The sequence below is a fragment of the Bacillus sp. AR4-2 genome (assembly GCF_008274865.1).
Classification (GTDB): domain Bacteria; phylum Bacillota; class Bacilli; order Bacillales; family Bacillaceae_G; genus Bacillus_A; species Bacillus_A cereus.
Genome location: NZ_CP031062.1, coordinates 113,546 through 130,977 on the forward strand (window position 1 = coordinate 113,546; position 17,432 = coordinate 130,977).

Genomic DNA, 17,432 nt, shown 5'->3' on the forward strand with positions numbered 1-17,432 from the left:
CTACGCTAATAGCAGTAGTTGTATTTATTTGTGATTTTGCACAAATTTTTTTGTGCATTTATAATACTCATGATTTGAGGGGTGAAGCAGTTGACAGGTCAACTAGTTCAATACGGACGCCACCGCCAACGAAGAAGTTATGCCCGTATTAGTGAAGTATTAGAGTTACCAAATCTTATCGAAATTCAAACCTCTTCTTATCAGTGGTTTCTTGATGAGGGTTTGCGAGAAATGTTCCAAGACATTTCTCCGATTGAAGACTTTACGGGAAATCTATCGCTTGAATTTATCGACTACAGCTTAGGTGAACCTAAATACTCTGTAGACGAATGCAAAGAGCGTGATGTGACGTATGCAGCACCACTTCGTGTAAAAGTGCGTCTAATCAACAAGGAAACTGGTGAAGTAAAAGAACAAGATGTGTTCATGGGAGATTTCCCACTCATGACAGAGACTGGAACATTCGTAATTAACGGTGCAGAACGTGTTATCGTTTCCCAGTTAGTTCGCTCTCCAAGCGTATACTATAGTGGCAAAGTGGATAAAAACGGAAAACGTGGTTTTACTGCTACTGTAATTCCAAACCGCGGAGCTTGGTTAGAGTATGAGACAGATGCTAAGGATGTTGTATATGTGCGTATTGACCGTACGCGTAAACTTCCTGTAACTGTTTTGTTACGCGCATTAGGGTTTGGCTCTGATCAAGAAATCACCGAGCTTTTAGGTGATAACGAATACTTAAGCAACACATTAGAAAAAGACAACACAGATAGCACAGAAAAAGCATTGCTTGAAATTTATGAGCGTCTACGTCCTGGTGAACCACCAACAGTAGAAAATGCTAAGAGCTTACTTGTGTCTCGTTTCTTTGATCCAAAGCGCTACGATTTAGCAAATGTAGGTCGCTATAAGATCAACAAGAAGTTACACATTAAAAACAGATTGTTTAATCAACGTTTAGCTGAAACATTAGTGGATCCAGAAACTGGTGAAATTTTAGCGGCAGAAGGAACAATCTTAGATCGTCGTACACTTGATCGCATTTTACCTTACTTAGAGAAAAACATTGGATTCAAAACAGCGAAACCAATGGGTGGAGTGGTAGAAGGCGATGTTGAGCTGCAATCTATTAAGATTTATGCTCCTGAGTCGGAAGGCGAACGCGTAATTAATGTAATTGGTAATGCAAACATTACTCGTGATGTGAAACACATCACACCAGGTGATATCCTTGCTTCTATCAGTTACTTCTTCAACCTACTATACAAGGTAGGGGATACAGATGATATTGACCATTTAGGAAACCGTCGTCTGCGTTCTGTTGGAGAACTGTTACAAAATCAATTCCGTATCGGTCTTTCTCGTATGGAACGTGTTGTTCGTGAGAGAATGTCGATCCAAGATACAAATGCAATTACACCACAGGCACTAATTAATATTCGTCCTGTTATTGCATCTATTAAAGAGTTCTTCGGAAGTTCTCAGTTATCTCAGTTTATGGACCAAACAAACCCATTAGCAGAGTTAACTCACAAACGAAGACTATCTGCATTAGGACCTGGTGGTTTAACGCGTGAGCGCGCAGGCTTTGAAGTGCGTGACGTTCATTACTCTCACTACGGTCGTATGTGTCCGATTGAAACACCAGAGGGACCAAACATCGGTTTGATTAACTCATTATCTTCGTTCGCGAAAGTAAATGAGTTTGGTTTCATTGAAACACCATACCGTCGTGTTGACCCAGAAACTGGTCTTGTAACAGGGCATGTTGATTACTTAACAGCAGATGAAGAAGATAACTATGTTGTAGCCCAAGCGAATATGAAATTATCTGACGAAGGTGAATTCCTAAGTGAAGATATCGTAGCTCGTTTCCGTGGTGAAAACATTGTCACAAATAGAGAACGCATCGACTACATGGATGTATCTCCAAAACAAGTAGTGTCGGCAGCGACAGCTTGTATTCCGTTCTTAGAAAACGATGACTCTAACCGCGCACTTATGGGAGCGAACATGCAACGTCAGGCGGTTCCGTTAATGAATCCGGAATCTCCGATTGTAGGTACAGGTATGGAGTACGTATCAGCAAAAGACTCAGGTGCTGCAGTAATCTGTAAACATCCTGGTGTTGTTGAGCGCGTAGAAGCACGTGAAGTTTGGGTACGTCGCTATGTAGAAGTTGACGGTCAAACAGTAAAAGGCGACTTAGATCGCTACAAAATGCAAAAATTCATTCGTTCTAACCAAGGAACTTGTTACAACCAACGTCCAATCGTAAGTGTTGGAAATGAAGTTGTAAAAGGTGAAATCCTTGCGGATGGTCCTTCTATGGAATTAGGTGAACTAGCACTTGGACGTAACGTGCTTGTTGGCTTCATGACTTGGGACGGTTATAACTACGAGGATGCGATCATCATGAGTGAGCGCCTTGTAAAAGATGATGTGTACACTTCTATTCATATTGAAGAATATGAATCAGAAGCTCGTGATACGAAGCTTGGACCAGAAGAAATTACACGTGACATTCCAAACGTTGGGGAAGACGCATTACGTAACCTTGACGAGCGCGGTATCATTCGCGTTGGTGCTGAAGTAAAAGATGGAGATTTACTTGTTGGTAAAGTAACACCTAAAGGTGTAACAGAATTAACAGCTGAAGAACGTCTATTACATGCTATCTTTGGAGAAAAAGCGCGTGAAGTACGTGATACATCACTACGTGTACCACACGGTGGTGGCGGTATTATCTTAGACGTAAAAGTATTCAACCGTGAAGATGGCGATGAATTGCCACCAGGCGTGAATCAACTTGTACGTGCATATATCGTTCAAAAACGTAAAATTTCTGAAGGTGACAAGATGGCCGGACGTCACGGTAACAAAGGTGTTATTTCTCGTATTTTACCAGAAGAAGATATGCCTTACCTACCAGACGGTACGCCAATCGATATCATGTTAAACCCATTAGGGGTACCATCTCGTATGAATATCGGTCAGGTATTAGAGCTTCATCTTGGTATGGCAGCAAGATACCTTGGCATTCACATTGCAACACCAGTATTCGATGGTGCTCGTGAGGAAGATGTTTGGGGCACAATTGAAGAAGCTGGTATGGCAAATGACGCGAAAACAATCCTGTATGACGGACGTACTGGTGAACCATTCGATAACCGCGTATCTGTTGGTGTCATGTATATGATCAAACTTGCGCACATGGTTGACGATAAACTTCATGCTCGTTCTACTGGACCATACTCACTTGTAACGCAGCAACCTCTTGGAGGTAAAGCTCAGTTCGGTGGACAGCGTTTCGGTGAGATGGAGGTTTGGGCACTTGAAGCTTACGGTGCTGCTTATACTCTTCAAGAAATCTTAACAGTGAAGTCTGATGATGTTGTTGGACGTGTTAAGACTTATGAAGCAATTGTTAAAGGCGAAAATGTTCCAGAACCAGGCGTTCCTGAATCATTCAAAGTATTGATTAAAGAGCTGCAAAGTTTAGGTATGGACGTTAAAATGATGTCTAGCGACGATACAGAAATTGAAATGCGTGATACAGAAGATGACGATGATCATCAATCAGCAGATAAATTGAATGTCGAAGTTGAGACAACTAAGGAATAATTGGGATAACCTGTAGACTAAAAGGGAGGTAGGCCCCTTGATAGATGTAAATAACTTTGAATATATGAAGATTGGACTTGCTTCACCTGACAAGATTCGTTCTTGGTCATACGGTGAAGTTAAGAAACCAGAAACTATTAACTATCGTACGTTAAAGCCTGAAAAAGATGGCTTGTTCTGTGAGCGTATTTTCGGACCACAAAAGGACTGGGAATGTCATTGCGGAAAATACAAACGTGTACGTTATAAAGGTGTAGTTTGTGATCGATGTGGCGTTGAAGTAACGCGTGCAAAAGTACGTCGTGAACGTATGGGTCATATCGAATTAGCTGCTCCTGTATCTCATATTTGGTATTTCAAAGGTATCCCGAGCCGCATGGGACTTGTCTTAGACATGTCCCCTCGCGCGCTTGAAGAAGTAATTTATTTCGCTTCTTATGTTGTAACAGAAAGTGGAGATACACCACTTGATAAGAAGCAATTACTTTCTGAAAAAGAATACCGTGCATATCGTGATCGATATGGTAGCACATTCCAAGCTGCTATGGGTGCAGAAGCAATTAAAAAGCTACTACAAGACATCGATTTAGATAAAGAAGTAGACTTCTTAAAAGAAGAATTAAAAACAGCACAAGGACAACGCCGTACTCGTGCTATTAAACGTCTAGAAGTATTAGAAGCATTCCGTAACTCTGGAAATGAACCGTCTTGGATGATCTTAGATGTTCTACCAGTAATCCCACCAGAACTACGCCCAATGGTACAGTTAGACGGTGGACGTTTTGCTACTTCTGACTTAAACGACTTATACCGTCGTGTAATTAACCGTAACAACCGTTTAAAACGTCTATTGGACTTAGGTGCACCAAGCATCATCGTTCAAAACGAAAAACGTATGTTACAAGAAGCTGTAGACGCATTAATCGATAATGGTCGTCGTGGCCGTCCAGTTACTGGGCCAGGTAACCGTCCATTAAAATCACTATCTCACATGCTTAAAGGTAAACAAGGACGTTTCCGTCAAAACTTATTAGGTAAACGTGTTGACTACTCTGGTCGTTCTGTAATCGTTGTAGGACCGAACTTAAAGATGTATCAATGTGGATTACCAAAAGAAATGGCGCTTGAACTGTTCAAACCTTTCGTAATGAAAGAGTTAGTTGAAAAAGGATTAGCACATAACATTAAGAGTGCGAAACGTAAAATCGAGCGTGTACAACCTGAAGTTTGGGACGTTTTAGAGTCTGTGATTAAAGAACATCCAGTACTTCTAAACCGCGCACCAACACTTCACCGTCTTGGTATCCAGGCGTTTGAACCTACATTAGTAGAAGGTCGCGCAATCCGTCTTCACCCACTTGTATGTACTGCATACAACGCGGACTTTGACGGTGACCAAATGGCCGTTCACGTACCTTTATCATCAGAAGCTCAAGCTGAAGCTCGTCTTCTTATGTTAGCGGCACAAAACATCTTGAACCCGAAAGACGGTAAACCAGTTGTTACTCCATCTCAGGATATGGTATTAGGTAACTATTACTTAACACTTGAGCGTGAAGGTGCAATCGGTGAAGGTATGGTCTTCAAAGATGCAAATGAAGCATTGCTTGCATATCAAAATGGATATGTTCATCTTCATACACGTGTTGCAGTAGCTGCAAGTGCAGTAAACAACGCAACATTTACTGAAGAGCAAAAGAGTATGCTTCTATTAACAACAGTTGGTAAATTAATATTTAACGAAATCTTACCAGAGTCGTTCCCTTATATTAATGAACCAACAAATTCAAACCTTGAAAAAGAAACACCAGCGAAATATTTCGTTGAAAAAGGTGCGAACATTAAAGAAATTATTGCTAGTCGCGAAGAAGTGGCGCCATTTAGCAAGAAGATCCTTGGTAACATCATTGCGGAAGTGTTCAAACGTTTCCAAATTACAGAAACGTCTCGCATGCTTGACCGTATGAAAAACTTAGGATTCAAGTACTCTACAAAAGCTGGTATTACAGTTGGGGTATCTGACATTCTTGTATTAGGCGAAAAAGATGAAATTCTCCACGAAGCACAAGCAAAAGTAGATAATGTAATTAAACAATTCCGTCGCGGTTTAATCACGGAAGAAGAACGTTACGATCGCGTTATCTCTATTTGGAGTAATGCAAAAGATGTTATCCAAGGAAAACTGATGAAATCCTTGAATAAACGCAACCCAATCTTCATGATGAGTGACTCAGGTGCCCGTGGTAACGCATCTAACTTTACTCAGCTTGCTGGTATGCGTGGTCTTATGGCCAATCCATCTGGTCGTATCATCGAACTTCCAATCAAATCGAGTTTCCGTGAAGGTTTAACAGTACTTGAGTACTTCATCTCTACGCATGGTGCGCGTAAAGGTCTTGCCGATACAGCACTTAAAACTGCCGATTCTGGTTACTTAACACGTCGTCTTGTTGACGTTGCACAAGATGTAATCGTTCGTGAAGATGATTGTGGAACAGATCGCGGTTTATTAATTGGTGCGATTAAAGAGGGTAATGAAGTTATCGAGTCATTATATGATCGTCTTGTTGGACGTTTTGCAAGAAAAACTGTAAAACATCCTGAAACAGGTGAAGTATTAGTTGCTGAAAATCAATTAATTACTGAAGATATCGCTCATATCGTTGAAAATTCGGGTGTTGAAACTGTAAACATTCGTTCAGCGTTTACGTGTAATACTCGCCACGGTGTATGTAAGAAGTGTTACGGTCGTAACTTAGCAACTGGAACAGACGTAGAAGTAGGAGAAGCGGTAGGTATTATCGCAGCTCAATCTATCGGTGAGCCAGGTACACAGTTAACGATGCGTACATTCCATACAGGTGGGGTTGCCGGAGATGATATTACTCAAGGTTTACCTCGTATCCAAGAGATCTTCGAAGCTCGTAATCCGAAAGGTCAGGCAGTTATCAGTGAAATCGACGGTGTTATCGCAGCGATCAACGACGTTAAAGATCGCCAAGAAGTAGTTGTACAGGGTGAAGTTGAAGCTCGTACGTATGCTATTCCTTACGGTGCTCGTCTGAAAGTAACTCCAGGACAGCCAATTAGCCACGGTAAAGAGTTAACAGAAGGTTCTATTGATCCGAAAGAATTACTAAAAGTAACGGACATTACGGCGGTTCAAGAATACTTATTACGTGAAGTTCAAAAAGTATACCGTATGCAAGGGGTAGAAATTGGTGACAAACACGTAGAAGTAATGGTACGTCAAATGTTACGTAAAGTTCGTGTAAGTGATGCAGGTGAAACAGATGTATTACCAGGAACATTACTAGATATCCATCAGTTCACTGATGCGAATGCTAAGGTCTTACTGCAAGGTAAGCAACCAGCAACAGCTAGACCTGTTCTACTTGGTATTACAAAAGCTTCACTTGAAACAGATTCATTCTTATCTGCAGCATCCTTCCAAGAAACAACTCGTGTCTTAACTGATGCAGCAATTAAGGGTAAACGCGATGAACTTCTAGGATTAAAAGAAAATGTTATTATCGGTAAACTTGTTCCTGCTGGAACAGGTATGAATCGTTATCGCAAAGTGGATCTTGTAAAAACAACACAAGATGACATGAATGTAGAAAACGATGAGGTTTATGTGGAACAGTAAAATTTTCCGGCATAAATTTTGTATAAAAACAATTAATCTTAGTTGACATTGTATGAGTCAAAATGTTACTATAATCAAGGTTGCTCCTGAACGATGCTTTGGAGGATATTTATATGTCTTATCAAAAAGTATCAACTGCTGAAAATGTAGTCGTTGGTCATAAACGTACATTGGAGGCAATCAAAAATGGTACAGTTAAAGAAGTTGTCATCGCAGAGGATGCTGACATGCGGTTAACCCATGCTATCATTCGTGTTGCAATGCAATATAACGTGCCCATAACAAAAGTTGAATCAGTTCGTAAGCTTGGTAAAGCTTCGGGGATTCAAGTGGGAGCTTCAGCAATAGGAATAATAAGTTAAAACTGTTTTTGTGAGGAGAGAGCATTTGCTCTTCCTTGCAAAAACTTTGTTTTCAACTAATAATGAACCACCTGGATATGTGGTCATACAAACATGCGAAGGGAGGATAATCAAATGCCTACTATTAACCAATTAGTGAGAAATGGTCGTACTGATAAAGTATGGAAATCTAAATCACCTGCGTTAAACAAAGGTTTTAACTCTTTAAAGAAAAAATCAACTGATATCTCTGCACCTCAAAAACGTGGTGTATGTACTCGTGTTGGTACAATGACTCCAAAGAAACCTAACTCAGCGTTACGTAAATACGCTCGTGTACGTTTAACAAACGGTATCGAGGTTACAGCTTACATCCCAGGTATCGGTCATAACCTACAAGAGCATAGCGTAGTATTAATTCGCGGTGGTCGTGTAAAGGATTTACCGGGGGTACGTTACCACATCGTTCGTGGTGCGCTTGACACAGCTGGTGTTGACAAACGTATGCAAGGACGTTCTAAATATGGTACTAAGAGACCAAAACCTGCTAAAAAATAATAACTTTAAAATGAAAGGAGGAACTCAATATGCCTCGTAAAGGACCTGTTGCGAAACGTGACGTGTTACCAGATCCAATGTACAATTCGAAGCTAGTAACACGCCTTATCAACAAAATGATGGTTGACGGTAAAAAAGGTAAATCTCAAACAATTCTTTATAATGCGTTCGATATCGTAAACGAACGTACTGGTAAAGAGCCAATGGAAGTATTCGAGCAAGCTCTTAAGAACATCATGCCTGTTCTTGAAGTACGCGCTCGTCGTGTTGGTGGTGCTAACTACCAAGTTCCAGTTGAGGTTCGTCCAGAACGCCGTACAACTTTAGGTCTTCGTTGGTTAGTAAACTACGCTCGTCTTCGTGGTGAAAAAACTATGGAAGAGCGTCTTGCTAACGAAATCTTAGATGCAGCTAACAACGCTGGTGCATCTGTTAAGAAACGTGAAGACACTCATAAAATGGCAGAAGCTAACAAAGCATTTGCTCATTACCGTTGGTAGGATTCAACGTAAAATAAATGTAAGCATAAACCGCTTTATTTGTCGCTTATGGAAGTGTGGAGAGGGAGAATGCCTCTCCCTTTCATCGGGCGCTCGTTTTACATAATGAGAGTACTGGACATACTGACATGTGTAACAATATAAAGTGGCTTTTTTGCTACTTAAAATAAAAAAATCCAATCCATATATGGAAGGAGCAAGACACCAAATGGCAAGAGAGTTCTCTTTAGAAAACACTCGTAATATTGGTATCATGGCTCACATCGATGCTGGTAAAACAACAGCAACTGAGCGTATTCTGTACTACACAGGACGTATTCATAAAATCGGTGAAACTCACGAAGGTGCATCTCAGATGGACTGGATGGAGCAAGAGCAAGAGCGTGGTATCACAATTACTTCTGCTGCAACTACAGCACAATGGAAAGGTCATCGTGTAAACATCATTGATACTCCAGGACACGTAGATTTCACAGTAGAAGTAGAACGTTCTTTACGCGTACTTGATGGCGCTGTAGCGGTACTTGATGCGCAATCTGGTGTAGAACCACAAACAGAAACTGTTTGGCGTCAGGCTACTACTTACGGCGTACCTCGTATCGTATTCGTTAACAAAATGGATAAGATCGGTGCAGATTTCTTATACTCTGTAGGAACAATCCACGATCGTTTACAAGCAAACGCACATCCAATTCAGTTACCAATCGGTGCTGAAGATGAGTTCAATGGTATCATTGACCTTGTTGAAGAGTGTGCTTACATGTACGGTAACGATTTAGGAACAGACATTCAACGTGTTGAAATTCCTGAAGAGCACAAAGAATTAGCTGAAGAATACCGTGGAAAACTTATTGAAGCGGTAGCTGAGCTTGATGAAGAAATGATGATGAAGTACCTAGAAGGTGAAGAAATCACTGTAGAAGAGCTTAAAGCTGGTATCCGTAAGGCTACAACTTCTGTAGAATTCTTCCCAGTAATCTGTGGTTCTGCATTCAAAAACAAAGGTGTTCAAATTCTGTTAGACGCAGTTATCGACTACCTTCCATCACCACTAGATGTACCTGCTATTAAAGGTACTCTACCGGATACAGATGAAGAAGTAGAACGTAAGTCTAGCGATGAAGAACCATTCGCAGCTTTAGCATTCAAAATCATGACTGACCCTTATGTTGGTAAGTTAACGTTCTTCCGTGTGTACTCTGGTGTGTTAAACTCTGGATCATACGTGAAAAACTCAACTAAAGGTAAGCGTGAGCGTGTAGGTCGTATCCTACAAATGCACGCTAACAGCCGTGAAGAGATTTCAACAGTTTACGCTGGTGATATCGCTGCTGCTGTAGGTTTAAAAGATACTACTACTGGTGATACTCTTTGTGACGAGAAGAGCCTTGTTATCCTTGAGTCTATGGAATTCCCAGAGCCAGTTATCTCTGTAGCTATCGAACCAAAATCTAAAGCTGACCAAGATAAAATGGGTACAGCATTATCTAAGCTTTCTGAAGAAGATCCAACATTCCGTGCTCACACTGACCAAGAAACTGGCCAAACTATCATCGCTGGTATGGGTGAACTTCACCTTGATATCATCGTTGACCGTATGCGTCGTGAATTCAAAGTGGAAGCAAACGTTGGTGCTCCTCAGGTAGCATACCGTGAGACTTTCCGCGCTGCTGCGAAAGTTGAAGGTAAGTTCGCTCGTCAATCTGGTGGTCGTGGACAATTCGGTCACGTTTGGATTGAGTTTGAACCTAACGAAGAAGGTAAAGGATTCGAATTCGAAAACAAGATCGTCGGTGGTGTAGTTCCTCGTGAATACATCCCAGCTGTTGGAGCAGGTCTTGAAGATGCACTTAAAAATGGTGTACTAGCTGGTTATCCACTAGTTGACATTAAAGCTGCATTAGTTGACGGATCTTACCATGATGTCGATTCATCTGAGATGGCGTTCAAAATCGCTGCATCTATGGCACTTAAAGCTGCGGTTTCTAAATGTAGCCCAGTAATTCTTGAGCCAATGATGAAAGTTGAAGTTGTAATTCCTGAAGAGTACATGGGTGACATTATGGGTGACGTAACATCTCGTCGTGGACGTGTAGAAGGTATGGAAGCTCGCGGTAACGCACAAGTTGTTCGCGCTATGGTTCCACTTTCTGAAATGTTCGGTTATGCAACGTCATTACGTTCTAACACTCAAGGACGCGGAACATTCTCTATGGTGTTTGACCACTATGAAGAAGTACCAAAGTCTGTTTCTGAAGAAATTATCAAAAAAAATAAAGGTGAATAATTGATTTTTATCGATTGTTCAAGTATAACTACTTATGTAAGCTTAGAAAGTGGGACGTAAGTTTCACTTTCTAGTCTAAATATAAAATAACCTATATAAACTAAGGAGGAATTTAGAATGGCTAAAGCTAAATTCGAACGTTCTAAACCCCATGTTAACATCGGTACAATCGGCCACGTTGACCATGGTAAAACTACATTAACTGCTGCGATCACTACAGTTCTTGCAAAAGCTGGTGGTGCTGAAGCACGCGGATACGATCAAATCGATGCTGCTCCAGAAGAAAGAGAGCGCGGTATCACAATCTCAACTGCACACGTTGAGTACGAAACTGAAACTCGTCACTATGCACACGTTGACTGCCCAGGTCACGCTGACTATGTTAAAAACATGATCACTGGTGCTGCTCAAATGGACGGCGGTATCTTAGTAGTATCTGCTGCTGATGGCCCAATGCCTCAAACACGTGAGCACATCCTTCTTTCTCGTCAAGTAGGTGTTCCTTACATCGTTGTATTCTTAAACAAATGCGACATGGTAGATGACGAAGAATTATTAGAATTAGTAGAAATGGAAGTTCGCGACCTATTATCTGAATACGGATTCCCAGGCGACGACATTCCTGTAATCAAAGGTTCTGCTCTTAAAGCTCTTCAAGGAGAAGCTGATTGGGAAGCAAAAATCATTGAATTAATGGCTGAAGTTGATGCTTACATCCCAACTCCAGAACGTGAAACTGACAAACCATTCTTAATGCCTGTAGAGGACGTATTCTCTATCACAGGTCGTGGTACAGTTGCTACTGGTCGTGTTGAGCGCGGTATCGTTAAAGTTGGTGACGTAGTAGAAATCATCGGTCTTGCTGAAGAAAATGCTTCTACAACTGTAACTGGTGTAGAGATGTTCCGTAAACTTCTTGACCAAGCTCAAGCTGGAGACAACATCGGTGCTTTACTTCGTGGGGTTGCTCGTGAAGACATCCAACGTGGACAAGTACTTGCAAAAAGCGGTTCTGTAAAAGCTCACGCTAAATTCAAAGCTGAAGTTTTCGTATTATCTAAAGAAGAAGGTGGACGTCACACTCCATTCTTCGCTAACTACCGTCCTCAGTTCTACTTCCGTACAACTGACGTAACTGGTATCATCCAATTACCAGAAGGTACTGAAATGGTAATGCCTGGTGACAACATCGAAATGACTATCGAACTTATCGCTCCAATCGCTATCGAAGAGGGAACTAAATTCTCTATTCGTGAAGGTGGACGTACAGTAGGTTACGGTGTAGTTGCTACTATCGTTGAGTAATCTTAACTGATATAAAAAAACCTAAGGGATTTTCCCTTAGGTTTTTTGTTTGCGTTTATATAAGGAAGAAGAGGGTGTTTTTTGTTTTGACGAGTTTCTTCTATAGTAATATAAAAACGACAAAAGATAATCCAGAAACTGTAAAATGAATTCTGTTAGATGAAAACTTGAAATTCTTTAAAGTGCCATGTATAATAGCAAAAGTAGAGAAAAGCAGATGCAAACAAAAAGATGCTTGCATCTAGACGAATAACATTGTATAATAGACAATGTTGGTCTTTGACTGCGATGAAGTGGAAGGTTGCTGACACACCCGGCCGCTTTGCCATGGCATGGTGTGGGGAAATTTCCATGGAGAAGGTCTATTTTAGAAATAGGCGAACGAAGGAGGGAAAATAATGGCAAAAGAAAAAATTCGTATCCGTTTAAAAGCTTACGATCACCGTATTCTTGATCAGTCAGCTGAGAAAATTGTAGAAACAGCTAAGCGTTCTGGGGCAACAGTTTCTGGTCCGATCCCATTACCAACTGAAAAAACTGTTTACACAATTCTTCGTGCTGTTCATAAGTACAAAGATTCTCGTGAGCAATTCGAAATGCGCACGCACAAACGTCTAATCGACATCGTGAGTCCTACTCCACAAACAGTAGATTCATTAATGCGTTTAGACTTACCATCTGGTGTAGATATCGAAATCAAACTATAATTTATATAACTTAAAAATGTAGGAGGTGTAACTCATGACCAAAGGAATCTTAGGAAGAAAGATCGGTATGACTCAAGTATTTGCTGAGAACGGTGAGTTAATCCCAGTAACAGTTATCGCTGCTAATCCAAACGTTGTTCTTCAAAAGAAAACAACTGAAACTGATGGCTACAATGCAATCCAGTTAGGATTTGAAGATAAACGTGAAAAGTTAACTAACAAACCTGAACAAGGCCACACTGCTAAAGCATCTACAACTCCTAAGCGCTTCATTCGCGAAATCCGCGATGCAGACGTGGACGGATTAGAGGTTGGTCAAGAGGTAAAAGTTGACGTATTCGCTACAGGTGAAATCGTTGATGTAACAGGAATTTCTAAAGGTAAAGGTTTCCAAGGTGTTATCAAACGCCACGGACAATCTCGCGGACCTATGTCTCATGGTTCTCGCTATCACCGTCGTCCAGGTTCAATGGGCCCAGTTGCTCCGAACCGTGTATTCAAAGGCAAAAAACTTGCTGGACGTATGGGTGGAGACCAAGTTACTATCCAAAACTTAGAAATCGTTCAAGTTGACACTGAGCGCAACTTATTACTAGTAAAAGGTAACGTTCCAGGTGCTAAGAAATCTCTTGTAGTTGTTCAAGGCGCTGTGAAGGTTAGCAAATAATTCACAATAGGAAGGAGGAATTCCAATGCCAAAAGTTACTGTATATAACCAAACTGGTTCACAGGTTGGTGAAATCGAATTAGCTGAAGCTATTTTCGGTATCGAACCAAATGAAGCTGTACTTTTCGAAGCTGTAATGATGCAACGTGCATCTTTACGTCAAGGTACACACAAAGTAAAAACTCGCTCTGAAGTTCGCGGTGGTGGTCGTAAACCATGGCGTCAAAAAGGAACTGGACGTGCTCGTCAAGGGTCTATCCGCTCTCCTCAATGGCGTGGTGGTGGTACGGTATTCGGACCTACACCAAGAAGCTATGCGTACAAACTTCCTAAGAAAGTTCGTCGTTTAGCAATCAAATCTGCATTAGCTACTAAAGTAGTTGAGAACAACATTGTAGTTCTTGAAGACCTAGTGTTAAATGCACCAAAAACAAAAGATATGCTAGCAGTACTTAAAGGATTAACTGTTGAGAAGAAAGCTCTTATCGTAACTGCTGATGCAAACGAATCTGTAGAGTTATCTGCTCGCAATATCCCTGGAGTAACAGTAATCACTGCTGATGGCGTAAACGTTTTAGACGTGCTTCATCATGATAAGCTAATCATGACAAAAGCGGCAGTGGAAAAAGTAGAGGAGGTGCTTGCATAATGAGAGATCCTCGTGATATCATTAAGCGCCCAGTTATCACTGAACGTTCTATGGAAATGATGGCTGAAAAAAAATACACGTTCGATGTGGACGTTAAATCTAATAAAACAGAAGTTAAAGATGCTCTTGAAGCGATCTTTGGTGTTAAAGTAGAAAAAGTGAACATCATGAACTACAAGCCGAAAGCAAAACGCGTTGGTCGTCACGCTGGTTTTACTAGCCGTCGTCGTAAAGCAATCGTTAAGCTAACTGCTGACAGCAAAGAAATCGAAATCTTCCAAGGCGTTTAATTCTTACTAAAGAAGGAGGGAAATTGAGATGGGAATCAAAAAGTATAATCCAACTACTAACGGTCGTCGTAATATGACTACGAATGATTTCGCTGAAATCACGACTGATAGACCCGAAAAGTCATTACTTGCTCCTTTAAGCAAGAAGGCTGGTCGTAATAACCAAGGTAAAATCACTGTACGTCATCAAGGTGGCGGACATAAGCGTCAATACCGTATCATCGACTTTAAGCGTAACAAAGATGGAATTCCAGGACGCGTTGCTACGATCGAATACGATCCAAACCGCTCTGCGAATATCGCATTAATTAACTACGTTGACGGTGAAAAACGTTACATTCTTGCTCCTAAATCTTTAGAAGTAGGTATGGAAGTTATGTCTGGCCCAGAAGCTGACATTAAAATCGGTAACGCATTACCATTAATCAACATTCCAGTAGGTACTGTTGTTCATAACATCGAGCTTAAGCCTGGTCGTGGCGGACAATTAGTTCGTTCTGCTGGTACATCTGCTCAAGTACTTGGTAAAGAAGGTAAATACGTACTTGTACGTTTAACTTCTGGTGAAGTACGTCTTGTATTATCTGCTTGTCGCGCTTCAATCGGTCAAGTAGGTAACGAACAACACGAACTTATCAAAATCGGTAAAGCAGGTCGCTCTCGCTGGTTAGGTAAACGCCCAACAGTTCGTGGTTCTGTAATGAACCCTGTTGATCACCCACACGGTGGTGGTGAAGGACGTTCTCCAATCGGACGTAAGTCTCCAATGTCTCCATGGGGTAAACCAACTCTTGGATTCAAGACTCGTAAGAAAAACAAAGCGTCTGACAAATTTATCGTTCGTCGTCGTAAAAAATAATGGGATTGTAGTACGGTTCATTTCTAGAACCGTACGCCAATCACGAAGGGAGGCACCAAAATGGCTCGTAGCTTAAAAAAAGGACCATTTGTCGATGATCACTTAATGAGCAAAATGGAAAAATTAGTTGCATCTGAGCAAAAACAAGTTGTTAAAACTTGGTCTCGCCGTTCAACAATCTTCCCTCAGTTCATCGGACACACAATCGCTGTATATGATGGTCGTAAACACGTACCTGTGTACATCACTGAGGATATGGTTGGCCATAAGTTAGGTGAATTCGCACCAACTCGTACGTACAAAGGTCACCTTGCTGACGATAAGAAAACTAGAAGATAATGAGAGGAGGCACTTCAATGCAAGCTAAAGCAGTAGCGAGAACAGTTCGTATTGCTCCTCGTAAAGTTCGTTTAGTAGTAGACTTAATCCGAGGTAAGCAAGTGGGTGAAGCGATTGCTATCCTTAACCACACACCAAAAACTGCTTCTCCAGTTGTAGAAAAAGTTTTAAAATCTGCAATCGCAAATGCAGAGCACAATTATGAGATGGACATTAACAACCTAGTTGTAGAAAAAGTTTTCGTTGACGAAGGTCCAACGTTAAAACGTTTCCGTCCACGTGCAATGGGTCGTGCAAGCCAAATTAACAAACGCACAAGCCACATCACAGTTGTGGTATCAGAAAAGAAGGAGGGATAATCGATGGGTCAAAAGGTTAATCCAATTGGTCTTCGTGTCGGCGTTATCCGTGACTGGGAATCTCGTTGGTTCGCTGAGAAAGATTACGCTACATTATTACATGAAGACATCAAAATCCGTGAGTACATTAATGTACGCTTAAAAGATTCTGCTGTTGCTAAAGTAGAAATCGAACGTGCAGCAAATCGTGTAAATGTTACAATTCACACTGCAAAACCTGGTATGGTAATTGGTAAAGGTGGTACTGAAGTTGAAGCACTTCGTAAAGCTCTTAACCAATTAACAGGCAAGCGTGTACACATCAACATTTTAGAAGTTAAGAGAGCTGATCTTAACGCTAAATTAGTAGGCGAAAACATCGCTCGTCAATTAGAAAACCGTGTATCATTCCGTCGTGCACAAAAGCAAGTTATTCAACGTGCTATGCGTGCAGGTGCTAAAGGTATTAAAACACAGGTTTCTGGTCGTCTTGGCGGAGCTGATATCGCTCGTGCAGAATCTTACAGTGAAGGAACTGTTCCACTTCATACACTTCGCGCTGATATTGACTATGCAGCAGTTGAAGCTGATACAACATACGGTAAATTAGGCGTAAAAGTATGGATCTACCGTGGAGAAGTCCTTCCTACAAAAAAGAAAGCTTCTGAGGAAGGAGGAAAATAATATGTTAATGCCAAAACGCGTAAAATATCGTAGAGAGCATCGTGGTAAAATGCGTGGTCGTGCTAAAGGTGGAACTGAAATTGCTTTCGGTGAATTCGGTTTACAAGCACAAGCTGCTTCATGGATTACAAACCGTCAAATCGAAGCTGCTCGTCGTGCAATGACTCGTTACATGAAACGTGGCGGTAAAGTATGGATTAAAATTTTCCCTTCTAAACCTTACACTGCAAAACCTCTAGAAGTACGTATGGGTTCCGGTAAAGGGGCACCAGAAGGCTGGGTAGCAGTAGTAAAACCTGGGAAAATTATGTTCGAAATCGCGGGTGTATCTGAAGAGGTAGCACGCGAAGCATTACGTCTTGCAGCTCACAAGTTACCTGTGAAATGTAAATTCGTAAAACGTGAAGAAAATGGTGGTGAATCTAATGAAAACTAATGATATTCGTGAATTAACCACTGCCGAAATCGAAACAAAAGTTAAAGCTTTAAAGGAAGAGTTGTTTAATCTTCGCTTCCAACTTGCTACAGGACAATTAGAGAATCCAACTCGCATTCGTGAAGTGCGTAAAGCAATTGCTCGTATGAAAACTGTAGTTCGTGAAAGAGAGATCGGAATTAATCGATAAATTGAGGGG

The 17,432-nt window shown here is 41.1% G+C and carries 17 protein-coding genes; all 17 read left to right on the plus strand.

Annotated features, from left to right (window positions below; genetic code table 11):
• The first annotated feature begins 90 nt into the window (after positions 1-90).
• The 17 genes from rpoB to rpmC all read left to right on the plus strand — a co-directional run bounded on the left by rpoB (position 91) and on the right by rpmC (position 17,423).
• Positions 91-3,624 carry a DNA-directed RNA polymerase subunit beta gene (gene rpoB, locus DN399_RS00635; protein WP_000147553.1) on the plus strand — a complete coding sequence of 1,178 codons (3,534 nt, stop codon included), beginning with the start codon at positions 91-93 and terminating at the stop codon, positions 3,622-3,624.
• Between the two features lie 37 nt (positions 3,625-3,661).
• Positions 3,662-7,273 (plus strand): DNA-directed RNA polymerase subunit beta', encoded by a 3,612-nt coding sequence (gene rpoC, locus DN399_RS00640; protein ID WP_000567939.1) that lies wholly within the window; start codon positions 3,662-3,664, stop codon positions 7,271-7,273.
• Positions 7,274-7,386: 113 nt separating this feature from the next.
• Positions 7,387-7,635 (plus strand): 50S ribosomal protein L7ae-like protein, encoded by a 249-nt coding sequence (locus DN399_RS00645; protein WP_000121837.1) that lies wholly within the window; start codon positions 7,387-7,389, stop codon positions 7,633-7,635.
• Between the two features lie 114 nt (positions 7,636-7,749).
• Positions 7,750-8,172 (plus strand): 30S ribosomal protein S12, encoded by a 423-nt coding sequence (rpsL, locus tag DN399_RS00650; protein ID WP_001142341.1) that lies wholly within the window; start codon positions 7,750-7,752, stop codon positions 8,170-8,172.
• 29 nt (positions 8,173-8,201) lie between these two features.
• Positions 8,202-8,672: a 30S ribosomal protein S7 gene (gene rpsG / locus DN399_RS00655; RefSeq protein ID WP_001137491.1), complete on the plus strand. Its 471-nt coding sequence runs from the start codon at positions 8,202-8,204 to the stop codon at positions 8,670-8,672.
• A 208-nt stretch (positions 8,673-8,880) separates the two neighbouring features.
• Positions 8,881-10,959 carry an elongation factor G gene (gene fusA, locus DN399_RS00660; protein WP_000090370.1) on the plus strand — a complete coding sequence of 693 codons (2,079 nt, stop codon included), beginning with the start codon at positions 8,881-8,883 and terminating at the stop codon, positions 10,957-10,959.
• A gap of 117 nt (positions 10,960-11,076) precedes the next feature.
• Positions 11,077-12,264 carry an elongation factor Tu gene (gene tuf, locus DN399_RS00665; RefSeq protein ID WP_001029614.1) on the plus strand — a complete coding sequence of 396 codons (1,188 nt, stop codon included), beginning with the start codon at positions 11,077-11,079 and terminating at the stop codon, positions 12,262-12,264.
• A 398-nt stretch (positions 12,265-12,662) separates the two neighbouring features.
• Positions 12,663-12,971: a 30S ribosomal protein S10 gene (gene rpsJ / locus DN399_RS00675; RefSeq protein ID WP_001040596.1), complete on the plus strand. Its 309-nt coding sequence runs from the start codon at positions 12,663-12,665 to the stop codon at positions 12,969-12,971.
• 34 nt (positions 12,972-13,005) lie between these two features.
• Entirely contained in the window at positions 13,006-13,638 is a 633-nt protein-coding gene (rplC, locus tag DN399_RS00680) for a 50S ribosomal protein L3 (RefSeq protein ID WP_000160207.1), read from the plus strand.
• A 25-nt stretch (positions 13,639-13,663) separates the two neighbouring features.
• Positions 13,664-14,287, plus strand: coding sequence for a 50S ribosomal protein L4 (rplD, locus tag DN399_RS00685; protein ID WP_001127258.1), 624 nt, complete (start codon positions 13,664-13,666; stop codon positions 14,285-14,287).
• Positions 14,287-14,577: a 50S ribosomal protein L23 gene (gene rplW, locus DN399_RS00690; protein WP_001205558.1), complete on the plus strand. Its 291-nt coding sequence runs from the start codon at positions 14,287-14,289 to the stop codon at positions 14,575-14,577. The genes rplD and rplW overlap by 1 nt, the downstream gene beginning before the upstream one ends.
• A gap of 28 nt (positions 14,578-14,605) precedes the next feature.
• Positions 14,606-15,436: a 50S ribosomal protein L2 gene (gene rplB, locus DN399_RS00695; protein ID WP_000511583.1), complete on the plus strand. Its 831-nt coding sequence runs from the start codon at positions 14,606-14,608 to the stop codon at positions 15,434-15,436.
• Positions 15,437-15,496: 60 nt separating this feature from the next.
• Entirely contained in the window at positions 15,497-15,775 is a 279-nt protein-coding gene (gene rpsS / locus DN399_RS00700; protein ID WP_000124454.1) for a 30S ribosomal protein S19, read from the plus strand.
• A 17-nt stretch (positions 15,776-15,792) separates the two neighbouring features.
• Complete coding sequence (gene rplV / locus DN399_RS00705; RefSeq protein WP_001148024.1) at positions 15,793-16,134, plus strand: 50S ribosomal protein L22; 342 nt, start codon at positions 15,793-15,795, stop codon at positions 16,132-16,134.
• 3 nt (positions 16,135-16,137) lie between these two features.
• Positions 16,138-16,797, plus strand: coding sequence for a 30S ribosomal protein S3 (gene rpsC, locus DN399_RS00710; protein ID WP_000529956.1), 660 nt, complete (start codon positions 16,138-16,140; stop codon positions 16,795-16,797).
• 1 nt (position 16,798) lies between these two features.
• The gene (rplP, locus tag DN399_RS00715) at positions 16,799-17,233 is read left to right on the plus strand and encodes a 50S ribosomal protein L16 (protein ID WP_000928969.1); all 435 of its coding nucleotides are present in this window, start codon (positions 16,799-16,801) and stop codon (positions 17,231-17,233) included.
• Positions 17,223-17,423, plus strand: coding sequence for a 50S ribosomal protein L29 (gene rpmC, locus DN399_RS00720; RefSeq protein ID WP_000855718.1), 201 nt, complete (start codon positions 17,223-17,225; stop codon positions 17,421-17,423). The genes rplP and rpmC overlap by 11 nt, the downstream gene beginning before the upstream one ends.
• Positions 17,424-17,432: the final 9 nt, after the last annotated feature.

What these genes read in the sequence shown, in the direction of transcription:
- DN399_RS00645 (WP_000121837.1), top strand. Translation starts at nt 7,387, where the DNA reads ATGTCTTATCAAAAAGTATCAACTGCTGAAAATGTAGTCGTTGGTCAT.
- rpsL (WP_001142341.1), top strand. Translation starts at nt 7,750, where the DNA reads ATGCCTACTATTAACCAATTAGTGAGAAATGGTCGTACTGATAAAGTA.
- rpsG (WP_001137491.1), top strand. Translation starts at nt 8,202, where the DNA reads ATGCCTCGTAAAGGACCTGTTGCGAAACGTGACGTGTTACCAGATCCA.
- fusA (WP_000090370.1), top strand. Translation starts at nt 8,881, where the DNA reads ATGGCAAGAGAGTTCTCTTTAGAAAACACTCGTAATATTGGTATCATG.
- tuf (WP_001029614.1), top strand. Translation starts at nt 11,077, where the DNA reads ATGGCTAAAGCTAAATTCGAACGTTCTAAACCCCATGTTAACATCGGT.
- rpsJ (WP_001040596.1), top strand. Translation starts at nt 12,663, where the DNA reads ATGGCAAAAGAAAAAATTCGTATCCGTTTAAAAGCTTACGATCACCGT.
- rplC (WP_000160207.1), top strand. Translation starts at nt 13,006, where the DNA reads ATGACCAAAGGAATCTTAGGAAGAAAGATCGGTATGACTCAAGTATTT.
- rplD (WP_001127258.1), top strand. Translation starts at nt 13,664, where the DNA reads ATGCCAAAAGTTACTGTATATAACCAAACTGGTTCACAGGTTGGTGAA.
- rplW (WP_001205558.1), top strand. Translation starts at nt 14,287, where the DNA reads ATGAGAGATCCTCGTGATATCATTAAGCGCCCAGTTATCACTGAACGT.
- rplB (WP_000511583.1), top strand. Translation starts at nt 14,606, where the DNA reads ATGGGAATCAAAAAGTATAATCCAACTACTAACGGTCGTCGTAATATG.
- rpsS (WP_000124454.1), top strand. Translation starts at nt 15,497, where the DNA reads ATGGCTCGTAGCTTAAAAAAAGGACCATTTGTCGATGATCACTTAATG.
- rplV (WP_001148024.1), top strand. Translation starts at nt 15,793, where the DNA reads ATGCAAGCTAAAGCAGTAGCGAGAACAGTTCGTATTGCTCCTCGTAAA.
- rpsC (WP_000529956.1), top strand. Translation starts at nt 16,138, where the DNA reads ATGGGTCAAAAGGTTAATCCAATTGGTCTTCGTGTCGGCGTTATCCGT.
- rplP (WP_000928969.1), top strand. Translation starts at nt 16,799, where the DNA reads ATGTTAATGCCAAAACGCGTAAAATATCGTAGAGAGCATCGTGGTAAA.
- rpmC (WP_000855718.1), top strand. Translation starts at nt 17,223, where the DNA reads ATGAAAACTAATGATATTCGTGAATTAACCACTGCCGAAATCGAAACA.